Genomic DNA, 13,207 nt, shown 5'->3' with positions numbered 1-13,207 from the left:
AAGATTGGTGTAAAACAAGCAAGAAAAAGGCCGTTATGATTAACGGCCTTCCTGATTAAATCTCGACTTGCGTCCCTAACTCAATAACCCGGTTAGGTGGGATCTCAAACTGATCGGCTGCGCGTAGCGCGTTGCGACTGAGGGCAATAAACAACTTACCGCGCAGGAACAGATACCAAGGGCGTTTGGTCAAAATGAGCGACTCGTGCGACATAAAGAATGAAGTTTCCATCATCTGGCATGGCAAGCCTTCTAAGCCACAGCGATGGAAAATCTCTTCTACATTGGGCGTTTCTCGCCAACCATAGCTGGCGACAACTCGCCAGAATGTCGGTGAGAGTTGCTCGATAGTCACCCGATTAACATTATGCACATAAGGCGCGTCTTCGGTTCGCAATGTCAGCAACACCACCCGATCATGCAACACTTTGTTATGTTTAAGGTTATGCAACAAAGCAAATGGAATGACATTCATGGCCCGCGACATATACACCGCCGTCCCTGTTACCCGCACCGGGGGGGATTTTTCCAATGAGGCAATCATCGCTTCCAGTGAATTACCATGCTCATGCATACGACGCAGCAGGCTGAAACGCTCGCTCTTCCATGTGGTCATGATGATAAACATCACCAAACCAAGAGACAGTGGCAACCAGCCGCCGGAGAACAATTTCAGAGCATTGGCGGAAAACATCGGCACATCGATAATCAATAAAACCACCAGCAAGAAACCGACAAAAACGCGATTCCAATGCCAGTTTTTCAGCGCTACGGTGCAAAACAGGATACTGGTTATCACCATGGTACCGGTCACCGCAATCCCATAAGCCGCGGCCAAATTACTGGAGCGTTCGAAGCCAACAATAACCATCACCACCGCCAGATATAGTGTCCAGTTAATCACTGGGATATATATCTGGCCTGATTCCATTTCTGACGTATGAATAATTCGCATCGGCGGCAAATAACCTAAACGAACGGCCTGTCGAGTGAGTGAGAACACACCGGAAATAACCGCTTGCGAGGCAATAACTGTCGCTAACGTTGCCAATATTAACAGCGGGATTAATGCCCAGTCAGGAGCTAGCAGGAAGAAGGGGTTTTTGATGGCTTCTGGATTTTTCAGTAATAACGCGCCCTGACCAAAGTAATTCAGCACTAATGACGGTAAAACCACCGTAAACCATGCCAATCGAATAGGGAATTTACCAAAATGCCCCATATCGGCATATAACGCCTCCACCCCGGTAATAGCCAGAACTACCGCACCAAGGGCAAAGAATGAAACCGATTTATATTCAGTAAAGAAGCTTATTGCCCATTTAGGATTCAGTGCAGCCAGAACCTCTGGATTGGCGATAATACTGCGCAGACCAAGGAGCGCTAATGTCAGGAACCACACTAACATCACCGGCGCAAAGAGTTTGCCGACGCTACCAGTACCGTGTTTTTGAATAACAAACAGCAGGGTTAATACTGCAATAGAACAGGGGACAATATAGGGATCAAGCGCGGGGGCCGCAATTTCCAACCCTTCAATGGCTGACATAACCGATATCGCTGGAGTGATAACGACTTCACCATAAAAGAAGCTGCCGCCAATTAAGCCGAGTATGACCAAAATAGAAGTGGCTCTGGAAGACGTATTGCGTCCGGCCAAAGACATTAATGTTAAAATCCCACCTTCACCGGCATTATCCGCGCGCATGACATAGGTGAGATATTTAACCGAAACAATCAGAATTAGCATCCAGAATATCAGCGATAAAAAACCAAACACCACATCAGGACGGACATCAAAACCATAATGACCAGAAAAGCACTCTCTCAAGGTATAGAGTGGGCTGGTACCAATATCACCGTAAACCACCCCTATTGCAGCCAGGGTTACCGCCGATAAAGACTGTTTATGCTCAGTGCTCATAATTGATTTCTTTTTGCTAGAACATCCATAAGCTGATGCGTGCGTTTAAGAACCGCAATAACCGGCTCTGTGTCCCTTGACGCCCACCAAAAGGCGCACAGTATGCACGATTTCAATGGATTGCCTACTCTTAAATCAAGCAGCTAAAAGAGCGAAAATGAATCGATTTCAAATAACTTATGATATAAAAATTTTACTAATCAATGAGCTATCCCATTAAGAAAAATCCGCTATAAGGTGAAGAAAAAGAGGATTTATTCTCCGTGATCAGGTAAAAATCAATCAACTAACAGAACATATAGAGCAATTATGGCGCAATCATCGCAATTAGCTGAAAGAATCTCCCGCTTGAGCAGTGCCCTTGAAAGCGGTCTGTATGAAAGACAGGAAGCTATTCGCTTGTGTTTACTGGCAGCCCTCAGTGGCGAGAGTGTCTTTCTACTCGGCCCTCCGGGGATTGCCAAGAGCCTGATTGCCCGCCGCCTAAAATTTGCCTTCCGAAATGCCCGAGCATTTGAATACCTGATGACCCGCTTTTCAACACCTGAAGAAGTGTTTGGCCCGCTATCTATTCAGGCGCTGAAAGAAGAGGGGCGCTACCAGCGCATGACCGCGGGTTATTTACCTGAAGCTGAAATCGTCTTCCTTGATGAAATCTGGAAAGCCGGCCCGGCTATTTTGAATACCCTGCTTACTGCGATTAATGAACGACGTTTTCGTAATGGTGATCGGGAAGACAGAATCCCGATGCGCTTATTGGTGACAGCCTCCAATGAATTGCCGGATGCCGATAGCAGCCTAGAGGCTCTTTATGACCGTATGTTGATCCGCCTATGGCTGGATCGCGTGCAAGAAAAACAAAACTTCCGCTCATTACTGCTTAGCCGGCAAGATGAAAACCATAATCCGGTCGCGGAAAATCTCAGTATCAGCGATGAGGAGTTTTATCAGTGGCAACCTTTAATCGATAAAATCACTTTATCGGATCACTGTTTTGAACTTATTTTTCTGTTACGTCAACGGCTCAGTGCACAAGAGCATGCACCCTATGTCTCTGACCGGCGTTGGAAGAAAGCCATACGCTTATTGCAGGCGAGTGCCTTTTTCAGCGGTCGAAATGAAATTACACCTATCGACCTCATTTTACTGAAAGATTGCCTATGGCATGACCTGAGCTCACTTAAGCTGCTACAGCACCAGTTAGATCAGCTATTAACAGAGCAGGGATATCAGCAACAAAGTCTATTAATGAAGCTACAACATATTAATGGCCAATGGTTGCAGCACCAGCAGCAGCAAAGTGACCATCAAGCACTGACGGTGACTAAGCAAAGCGGCATGTTCAGCCGTAAACCACAATATGCTCTGCCAGAGACACTGACCGACAGCACGCTAACGCTTTTGCTGCAAAAACCTCTTAACTTGCATGATATTCAAGTCAATCATCTGCAAATAGAGAGAGAGGCTCTGGCGCAATGGCTGAACAAGGGCGGGGTATTACGCGCTAAATTAAATGGCGTTGGTTATGCTCAATCTATTGATGCAGTAATTGATGAGCAACTTCACATCACGGTGTTAGATGTAAGTCGCCAGTCATCAATACTCTCACAACCCGGAGCCTCTACCACCAGCATTCCTCCCGAGTTGCTGGTGGAGCTGACAGAACTGGAAACTAATTTGGCTGAACAACGGCGGTTATTCAGTCAGCACCAGCCTTGTTTGTTCACACCATCCTCTTGGCTGGCAAAAATAGAAGCGAGCTTGTTGCAGGTGGCGGAACAACTGAAACAGCAGCAGCAAAAACTGCGCGGGCACTGACTGATGCTGAGCTTGGCAACATTAGATTTGCTGCTTTCAATAAGCGAAAGTGAGCTTATCGAAGAGATGGTGGTGGGATTACTGGTCTCCCCTCAGCTAGCAATATTTTTTGAAAAATTTCCGCGGATTAAACGAGCATTAATGAAGGATATTCCTGGCTGGAAGCAAAACTTACAGCAACGTATCCAAGAAGCCAAAGTTCCGGCGGGATTGGCCGATGAGTTTTACTTATACCAACAGAGCCAATTAGAGAGTAGCCCGATATTTTATGCCCATCTTTCCGATATCGTGGCGCAGCTACAGCAATGGCATTCTCCTTTTGCCGAACAAGCTAAAACACTATTACAAACCGCTGATTTAGCTAGAAACCCACAAACTGGCGATAGCTTACAAACCCTTTTCTTACAGCGCTGGCGTGTCAGTCTGACGCTACAAACCATCACTATTCATCATCAGTTACTGGAACAAGAGCGAGAACAACTTTTAGCCGAGTTACAGCAACGATTAGCCCTCAGTGGTGCATTGGAGCCCATTCTGGCAACCAATGATGGGGCTGCAGGGCGGCTTTGGGATATGACTCAAGGCCATTTACAGCGCGGTGATTATCAATTATTGCTGCAATACGGCGATTTTCTGCAACAACAACCCGAATTGCAGCAATTAGCAGAACAGTTGGGCCGTAGCCGTTCTGCCAAAGCTCAACCCACCCCCGATGCTCGCTATGAGCCTTACACGGTGATGGTGCGCCAACCTGATACGGTACCGGAGGAAGTCAGTGGTATTCACCAGAGCAATGACATTCTGCGATTGCTCCCGACTGAGCTGGTAATGCTGGGGATGAGTGAACTGGAGTTTGAGTTTTATCGCCGCTTACTTGAACGCCGCTTGCTCACTTATCGCCTACAAGGGGATAACTGGCAGGAAAAAACCTTACAGCGCCCCGTCAGCCTTAAAAGTCATGATGAGCAACCACGTGGCCCTTTTATTGTTTGTGTCGATACTTCTGGCTCGATGGGTGGGTTTAACGAGCAATGTGCCAAAGCCTTTTGTTTAGCCCTGCTCCGTATTGCGCTGGCGGATAACCGCCGCTGTTACATCATGCTATTTGCGACAGAAATAATTCACTACGAACTCTCAGCAGCCAGCGGCATTGAACAAGCAATACGTTTTCTCAGCCAACATTTTCGTGGGGGAACCGATCTGGCGGCTTGTTTAGCCAGCACCTTAAACAAAATGGAAGAGAGAGAGTGGTATGACGCCGATGCGGTGATTATTTCAGACTTTATTGCCCAGCGCTTACCCGAAGAATTAATCCGCAAGATTAAGATTCAACAGCAAGCCCACCAACACCGATTCCATGCCGTGGCGATGTCAGCTTATGGCAAGCCCGGTATTATGCGCATTTTCGACCATATCTGGCGCTTTGATACCGGTTTAAAAAGCCGCTTGATGCGCCGCTGGAAGCGATAAAGTCTTTTAGTTTAGTAGGCCGGCCCCCACATTAATCGATAGCCCCAAGATCGTCATATTGAAAATAAAGGATAATACCGACTGCAATAACACCACGCGGCGGATATCTGATGTACCGGTCGCCACATCGGCGGTTTGTGAAGCCACGCCAATAGTGAATGAGAAATAAAGAAAATCCCAATAGGAAGGTGTCGTTATTTCTTTAGGGAAAAGTAATGGCAACGTGGTTTCTGACTCATCACGACGCATATAAAACAGGTGTGCATAGTGCATAGTAAAAGCGGTTGGCAATAATAGCCACGACACTAAAAGAGTCATCCCCGTCAGTATCAAATGGATGGCTTTAGCTGAATCGGCTAACTGATTTGCGGTACTTAATTCAAACAATATAACTAAAATACTGGCCAGACACGCCATGCTGACAATTGTCAGTACCATACTGGCACTTTCATCTTGCACCTGGGCTATTTTGCTAATTTTTTTAGGATCAGTACGTAATAATTGCAGCCATAAAAAAAGCAAATAGAGCCAAGCAGAGACATTCCAACTGACCATCAGCCGCAATAAGAGGGTCTCATGTGTTGGCATCAGAAAATAAGTGGCAAACCCAGCTCCGACAGAAAACAACAACCTTGGGCGGGCATGTAAATAGTGTCTAATTGGATGAAATAGAAGCATAACATCAATAACCTTGCTGGTAGTTATACTGAATATACACCAATAGTTATCACGTTGCAGGGAAGTGGCAAACCCGCGATAGGTCAACCTTGTTAGTCGTGAAATACAACGTCAGAACTTGCAATAAGCCTCTATGACCGAAACAAAAACAACTAAAAGACACCCTAAGGTGTCTTTTAGTACATTATCAACGTCGTGATTAAACTTTACAGCAATCCTTCAACCTTCTCGCTGATTTCTGGTCCCCACACTCCACATTGTACCTGACCAATATGTTGTTTTTGCAGCAATAACATCACTAAACGCGATTGACCGATGCCACCACCAATGGTTTGCGGCATTTCACCATTAAGCAGAGATTGATGCCATTCTAATTTCAGACGATCTTCATCAGAGGTCAGAGCCAATTGGCGCTTCAGCGCTTCAGCATCCACGCGAATCCCCATGGATGAAATTTCAAAAGCATCTTCCAGAACGGGGTTCCAAACAATTATGTCGCCGTTCAGTCCGGCAAAACCTTCCGCGCTCGGAGAGGTCCAGTCATCATAATCTGGCGCACGAACATCATGGGATTTGCCATCAGCTAATTTGCCACCAATGCCAATCAGGAACACGGCTCCCAGCTCTTTGGCAATAGCGCGTTCACGACCTTTAGCATCCAAATCAGGGAAACGGGCACGCAAAGTTTCACTGTGAATAAACTGAATATGGTCTGGTAAGAAAGGTTTCACACCAAATTCAGCACTGATTGCTGCTTCAGTTTCTTTAATTGCTGCATAGATCTTGTTAACTGTCGATTTCAGGTAAGCCAGGTTGCGTTCACCATCACCCATGACGCGTTCCCAATCCCACTGATCGACATACACAGAATGAATGGCACTCAGACGGTCTTCATCAGGACGTAATGCTTTCATATGGGTGTAAATCCCTTGGTCAGCACCAAAATCAAAGCGGCCTAGGGTTTTACGTTTCCATTTAGCTAATGAATGAACAACTTCAAAAGTTGCATCTGGCAAAGTTTTTACTTTTACCTGCACCGCTTTCTCAGAACCAGAAAGGTTATCTTGAGTGCCATCACCGACACGGCTCAGGATGGGTGCCTGGACTTCAATCAGACCAAGTTGCTGTTCTAATTGGCGGGAAAAGAAAGATTTCACAAAGCTGATTTGTTGCTGTTTTTGGATAAATTGTTTTTTCATTGCTGTTTTCTCAATTCGTTATTGTGTGATGCAAATAGTCGTTATGCCGTTGTGCTTGTCATCGATTAAGCAACAGAATGAGGGTTAAATTCAATATCCAACAAACAATATTAGCATTTCACTTTTAATAATTCATTTTTACTGGTCTATAATTAGATAATCAATAAAAAATGGGGGTTAATATGAGTGAAATTTATCAAATCGATAATCTCGATCGCGGCATCCTTAACGCATTAATGGAAAATGCACGCACTCCTTACGCTGAATTGGCAAAAAACTTTGGCGTAAGCCCAGGCACCATTCATGTACGAGTCGAAAAAATGCGTCAGGCAGGGATCATCACTGCGGCTTGTGTTCACGTTAACCCAAAGCAACTGGGTTACGATGTGTGTTGTTTTATCGGTATTATTTTGAAAAGTGCCAAAGATTACCCTTCAGCACTGATAAAACTAGAGAGTTTAGAAGAAGTTGTAGAGGCTTATTACACGACCGGGCATTACAGCATCTTTATTAAGGTTATGTGTAAATCAATAGATGCGCTCCAACAGGTACTTATCAACAAGATCCAGACGATTGATGAGATACAGTCAACAGAGACCCTTATTTCCTTGCAGAACCCCATTATGCGTACCATCGTGCCATGATAACTAAATAACTATACCCACATTATCCACAGGTAGATCCCAGCTGATTCACAGCGTACAATACCGGTTCATTACTTCGGTTGGGTTCTATATGGCTGACATTACCTTGATCAGTGGCAGTACACTTGGCAGTGCTGAATATGTTGCTGAACATTTAGCTGAGAAATTAGAAGAAGCGGGTTTCTCCACAGAAACGCTACATGGCCCAGAGCTAGACGAACTCACGCTGGAAGGTATGTGGTTAATCATTACCTCCACTCATGGCGCAGGTGATCTACCCGATAATCTTCAACCATTGTTAGACCAAATAGAAGAACAGCAACCGGATCTCTCCCTGGTACGTTTTGGTGCTGTGGGTTTGGGCAGTTCTGAATATGACACTTTCTGCGGTGCAGTAAGAAAACTGGATCAACAGTTGATCGCGCTGGGAGCCAAACGTTTGGGTGATATTTTAGAAATAGACGTCATCCAACATGAGATTCCCGAAGATCCAGCAGAGGTTTGGGTTAAAAATTGGATTAATTTGCTCTAATTTGCTTAAAGATCACGCGAACGAATGTGGATAAGTAGGCTTAAAAGCAGGGTAAAAGCGGTACATATCCACATAACAACCTTGGTGTCTTAAAGTACCTGTGCATAACATGCTATTTAGATCCCAGCTTATACGCAATAGGATCACCGATCATTCACAGCAAACGATCCTCCTTAATCTCATGATCTTTAATGTGAATAATCACTTATCCACAGAGGATCATGATCCTAATAAGAGATCTAATAAAGAGATCTTTAAATAAAAAGATCTTCTTTTAATTAAGGGCGATCCTAAGCTGCTTGGTCGATCGTCTAAACTTGAGTAGAATCCCCCACCCCAGGGCAAACACAGAAATTCGCATAACGGCGAGGTGCAGTACCATGTTTTATCCAGATCAATTTGACGTCATCATCATTGGTGGTGGCCATGCCGGCACGGAAGCTGCAATGGCAGCGGCACGCATGGGACGTCAGACCTTATTGCTGACGCACAATATCGACACACTGGGACAAATGTCTTGTAACCCAGCGATCGGTGGTATCGGTAAAGGGCATCTGGTAAAAGAGATCGATGCTCTCGGTGGCTTAATGGCGATGGCAACTGACCAAGCCGGTATTCAGTTTAGGATACTAAACGCCAGCAAAGGGCCCGCAGTAAGAGCGACCCGAGCTCAGGCAGACCGCGTCTTGTATCGCCAGGCAGTACGTACCGCATTGGAGAATCAACCTAACTTGATGATCTTCCAACAACCTGTTGAAGATCTCATTGTTGAAAATGATCACGTGGTCGGTGCTGTGACCAAAATGGGTCTGAAATTCCGAGCTAAAGCCGTGGTGTTAACCGTCGGCACTTTCCTGGATGGAAAGATTCATATTGGCCTTGAGAACTACAGTGGTGGTCGCGCTGGTGATCCACCATCAATCTCATTGTCACAGCGCCTGCGTGAACTGCCGCTGCGCGTCAATCGTCTTAAAACCGGTACTCCACCTCGTATCGATGCACGCACCATTGATTTTAGCCAATTGGCCCCTCAGTTAGGTGATACCCCAATCCCGGTATTCTCCTTCCTTGGCAATGCTGAGCAACATCCAGAGCAAATGGCGTGTCATATCACATACACCAATGAGAAAACGCATGAAGTGATCCGCAATAACTTGGATCGCAGCCCGATGTATGCGGGGATCATCGAAGGGATCGGGCCACGTTATTGCCCATCGATCGAAGATAAAGTCATGCGTTTTGCTGATCGCAATTCACATCAGATCTTCCTTGAACCGGAAGGCTTGACCAGCAATGAGATCTATCCAAACGGTATCTCTACCAGCTTGCCTTTCGATGTACAGATGCAGATAGTCCGTTCCATGAAAGGGCTTGAAAACGCACGTATTGTTCGACCTGGATATGCCATTGAGTATGATTTCTTTGATCCACGTGATTTGAAACCTACGCTGGAAAGCAAATATATCCACGGTTTGTTCTTTGCTGGACAAATCAATGGCACCACCGGCTATGAGGAAGCTGCGGCCCAAGGGCTGCTTGCAGGCCTCAATGCGGGGCGTTTTGCGAATGATGATGACGGTTGGTCACCTCGTCGTGATGAAGCTTACCTTGGCGTGCTGGTGGACGATTTGAGCACCTTGGGAACCAAAGAACCCTATCGTATGTTTACCTCACGAGCTGAATATCGTTTGATGTTGCGTGAAGATAACGCCGATCTGCGCCTAACCGAAATGGGCCGCAAATTAGGATTGGTCGATGATGTTCGTTGGGAACACTTTAGCAAGAAAATTGAGCAGATCGAGAAAGAACGCCAGCGTCTGCGTGATATCTGGGTGCATCCTCATTCTGAGAATGTGTCTGAAATCAATGCATTGCTAAAAGCCCCACTATCGAAAGAAGCCAATGGTGAAGAGTTGCTGCGCCGCCCTGAAATCGATTACCGCTTGTTGACGACATTGCCTTCTTTTGGTCCGGCATTAACAGATCCACAAGCCGCTGATCAGGTTGAAATTCAGGTGAAATATGAAGGCTATATTGCTCGGCAGCAAGAAGAGATAGAAAAGCAGCTACGCAATGAAAATACCTTATTGCCTACAGATCTTGATTACAGCCAAGTCTCTGGTTTATCAAACGAAGTGATCGCTAAATTGAATGATCACAAACCTAACTCGATCGGGCAAGCTTCACGTATTTCAGGTATCACGCCTGCGGCGATCTCTATTTTACTGGTTTGGCTGAAAAAACAAGGGCTGCTGCGCCGCAGTGCCTAACGACCTAATAATTGCCTGTGCAGCTAAAAACTAAGCAGGCAATTTTGCTTTGTATGCAAGCTAGATTAACATATTGGTATATTGACCTTTTTACAGGCTGACGGAGTACCTCTCTGTCAGAGGATGATTGTGGTGTTAAAAAAATTAGATTCCCTGCTGAAGGCTGCAGATATTGCACTACCCGATCAGCAAAAACATCAGTTGATAGGTTATGTCGAGCTGCTGCATAAGTGGAATAAAGCTTATAATCTGACTTCTGTCCGCGACCCGATGCAAATGCTGGTTCGGCATATTCTGGACAGCATAGTGGTAAACCCACATTTGCAAGGTAACCGGTTTATCGATGTCGGCACCGGTCCAGGACTTCCTGGGATACCGTTGGCCATCGTGCGTCCTGATGCACATTTCACATTGCTTGATAGCTTGGGTAAACGTGTTCGCTTCCTGCGTCAGGTTCAGCATGAATTAGGTCTAAGTAATATCGAACCAGTTCAAAGCCGTGTTGAGGACTTTGCCGCAAAACCACCATTTGATGGTGTAATAAGCCGTGCATTTGCATCCTTACAAGATATGCTGTCTTGGTGCCATCACTTGCCAGCTAAGCCTGAAGGGCGTTTTTATGCGCTTAAAGGGGTTAGGCCTGATGATGAATTAGCTATACTGCCTACGGGTATTACTCTTGAGTCGATTATCCGGCTGCAAGTCCCTGAGTTGGACGGTGAGCGTCATCTGGTTATTCTTAAGTCAAACTAACTTTGTTATTTATCAAAAAAATGTAATAAATTCTTAGTTGAGACACCGAGTTTTATTACATTTAGTGTTTTTAATATTGGTGGGTATTTATTCGCTGGTTATCGTATGAGTAGATAATATTTCACGTGTTGTTTACAAACACAGCGCTAGTCAGTGACATAACAATATTGAAAGGGACCAAATAGTCACTTTGGTCATTATTATCTTATCGACTTCACTCTTTTTATGTATCCAAACTGTTGCCGAATTATTATCTGAAATGTCAATGGTAAGTTTTTACTAAGTAGATGAGTTGTTTGATAATGGTTTTAATTTTAAAATTATGATTTGTAAAAGTTTTAATGGCTCTTTTCGTTAAAGACAAAGCGAAGTCTTATGGGATATAAATCAGTTTGTTTTTAGTTATGTGATCGGTTCCACGCTTTATTGATAATGTTTGGAATCGTCAGACAATTAAATAAGGGCTTTATTCCGAGGCTTTTCTTGTGAAAATAGCTCGAAAGAAGAAAATTTAAATAATTGTTCACCTTTTCGCTACTTATCGATTGAATTCGTTTGAGTGGCCCGTATAATTTGCTCGTTTTTTGCTGCTTGACTCAATGGGGTAAAAGGCAGTTTTATACCTCACTCAGCATGCCCTTAATGTGGTTCGGAGAGAACAAACGTCATGCCTGTATCCCTTTACAGTGGGAAAATTGCACGAAAGTTGCTGTTGTTGCAGTTAATGACTTTTGTTGTTCTCAGTGCTGCTTTTGGTTTTAAAAGCCTGGAATGGAGTGCTTCTGCTTTGGCAGGAGGGTTGGCAGCCTGGTTGCCCAGTGCCATGTTTATGTTGTTTGCTTGTCGCCATCAGGCAAAAACAGCTGCTCCAGGTCGTGTTGCGTGGTCGTTTGCCATTGGCGAAGGGTTAAAAGTTATCATGACGATAATTTTGCTGATTGTTGCATTAGGGCTGTTTAAAGCCGCATTTGCTCCACTCGGTTTAACCTACTTATCGGTGCTGATTGTGCAGATATTGGCACCGGCCGTGATGAGCGGCTACCGTACTTAACAGTTATCGTATTTAACTACAAAAGGGTAAGAGGCATCATGTCTGCATCAGGAGAAATCTCTACTCCAAGGGACTACATAGGTCACCATCTGAATAACCTTCAGTTGGACCTGCGTACCTTTGAGTTGGTCAATCCCCACTCACCTGGCCCTGCGACGTTCTGGACGTTGAACATTGACTCTCTGTTCTTCTCTGTCGTGCTGGGGTTAGCTTTTCTGCTTGTGTTCCGCAAAGTTGCGGCAAACGTCACCAGTGGCGTGCCCGGCAAATTGCAGACTGCCGTTGAGTTAATTATCGGTTTTGTCGATGGCAGTGTACGGGATATGTACCACGGCAAAAGTAAAGTCATCGCACCATTAGCCCTGACCGTGTTTGTTTGGGTTCTATTGATGAACATGATGGACTTGCTGCCAATCGATTTACTGCCTTACATCGGTGAACATGTCTTTGGGTTACCGGCACTACGTGTGGTACCAACTGCTGACGTGAGCATTACCTTGTCCATGGCATTGGGTGTATTCATCCTGATCCTGTTCTATAGCATTAAAATGAAAGGTGTAGGCGGCTTCGTAAAAGAATTAACGATGCAGCCGTTCAATCACCCGATATTCATTCCAGTTAACTTAATTCTGGAAGGTGTCAGCCTGCTGTCCAAACCGGTTTCACTCGGTCTGCGACTGTTCGGCAACATGTATGCGGGTGAGTTGATCTTCATCCTTATTGCGGGTTTGTTGCCGTGGTGGTCACAGTGGATGCTCAGTTTACCTTGGGCTATTTTCCACATACTGATTATTACGTTACAAGCCTTTATCTTCATGGTTCTGACGATTGTCTATCTGTCGATGGCATCCGAAGAGCACTGATTTTC

The 13,207-nt window shown here is 45.2% G+C and carries 11 protein-coding genes; 8 read left to right on the top strand and 3 right to left on the bottom strand.

Annotated elements, in window-relative coordinates:
• Positions 1-55 precede the first annotated feature (55 nt).
• Positions 56-1,924 carry a low affinity potassium transporter Kup gene (kup, locus tag DJ58_RS09000; protein WP_004707352.1) on the bottom strand — a complete coding sequence of 623 codons (1,869 nt, stop codon included), beginning with the start codon at positions 1,922-1,924 and terminating at the stop codon, positions 56-58.
• Positions 1,925-2,233: 309 nt separating this feature from the next.
• Here kup and ravA point away from each other — a divergent pair, with 309 nt between their 5' ends.
• Positions 2,234-3,742: an ATPase RavA gene (ravA, locus tag DJ58_RS09005; protein WP_004707347.1), complete on the top strand. Its 1,509-nt coding sequence runs from the start codon at positions 2,234-2,236 to the stop codon at positions 3,740-3,742.
• 3 nt (positions 3,743-3,745) lie between these two features.
• A complete protein-coding gene (gene viaA / locus DJ58_RS09010; RefSeq protein ID WP_004707345.1) occupies positions 3,746-5,212 on the top strand; it encodes an ATPase RavA stimulator ViaA in 1,467 nt (488 codons plus the stop codon).
• A 6-nt stretch (positions 5,213-5,218) separates the two neighbouring features.
• Here viaA and DJ58_RS09015 read toward each other — a convergent pair whose 3' ends face one another.
• Both DJ58_RS09015 and asnA read right to left on the bottom strand, forming a co-directional pair.
• Complete coding sequence (locus DJ58_RS09015; protein ID WP_032910599.1) at positions 5,219-5,890, bottom strand: DUF1345 domain-containing protein; 672 nt, start codon at positions 5,888-5,890, stop codon at positions 5,219-5,221.
• Positions 5,891-6,096: 206 nt separating this feature from the next.
• Positions 6,097-7,089 (bottom strand): aspartate--ammonia ligase, encoded by a 993-nt coding sequence (asnA, locus tag DJ58_RS09020; protein ID WP_004707340.1) that lies wholly within the window; start codon positions 7,087-7,089, stop codon positions 6,097-6,099.
• A 182-nt stretch (positions 7,090-7,271) separates the two neighbouring features.
• Here asnA and asnC point away from each other — a divergent pair, with 182 nt between their 5' ends.
• The 6 genes from asnC to atpB all read left to right on the top strand — a co-directional run bounded on the left by asnC (position 7,272) and on the right by atpB (position 13,202).
• Positions 7,272-7,733, top strand: coding sequence for a transcriptional regulator AsnC (asnC, locus tag DJ58_RS09025; protein ID WP_032910598.1), 462 nt, complete (start codon positions 7,272-7,274; stop codon positions 7,731-7,733).
• Between the two features lie 91 nt (positions 7,734-7,824).
• Positions 7,825-8,265 (top strand): FMN-binding protein MioC, encoded by a 441-nt coding sequence (mioC, locus tag DJ58_RS09030; protein WP_004707336.1) that lies wholly within the window; start codon positions 7,825-7,827, stop codon positions 8,263-8,265.
• Between the two features lie 380 nt (positions 8,266-8,645).
• A complete protein-coding gene (gene mnmG, locus DJ58_RS09035) occupies positions 8,646-10,535 on the top strand; it encodes a tRNA uridine-5-carboxymethylaminomethyl(34) synthesis enzyme MnmG (RefSeq protein ID WP_004707335.1) in 1,890 nt (629 codons plus the stop codon).
• 132 nt (positions 10,536-10,667) lie between these two features.
• Positions 10,668-11,288, top strand: a complete 621-nt coding sequence (gene rsmG / locus DJ58_RS09040) for a 16S rRNA (guanine(527)-N(7))-methyltransferase RsmG (RefSeq protein ID WP_032910614.1) — start codon at positions 10,668-10,670, stop codon at positions 11,286-11,288.
• A 667-nt stretch (positions 11,289-11,955) separates the two neighbouring features.
• Complete coding sequence (gene atpI, locus DJ58_RS09045) at positions 11,956-12,339, top strand: F0F1 ATP synthase subunit I (protein WP_032910595.1); 384 nt, start codon at positions 11,956-11,958, stop codon at positions 12,337-12,339.
• Between the two features lie 38 nt (positions 12,340-12,377).
• Positions 12,378-13,202, top strand: a complete 825-nt coding sequence (gene atpB / locus DJ58_RS09050; protein WP_032910593.1) for a F0F1 ATP synthase subunit A — start codon at positions 12,378-12,380, stop codon at positions 13,200-13,202.
• Positions 13,203-13,207: the final 5 nt, after the last annotated feature.

Origin of the sequence: Yersinia frederiksenii ATCC 33641 (assembly GCF_000754805.1) — a bacterium.
Lineage (GTDB): Bacteria > Pseudomonadota > Gammaproteobacteria > Enterobacterales > Enterobacteriaceae > Yersinia > Yersinia frederiksenii.
Note: the sequence above shows the minus strand (reverse complement) of the source record. Positions and strands in the feature narration are given on the sequence as shown.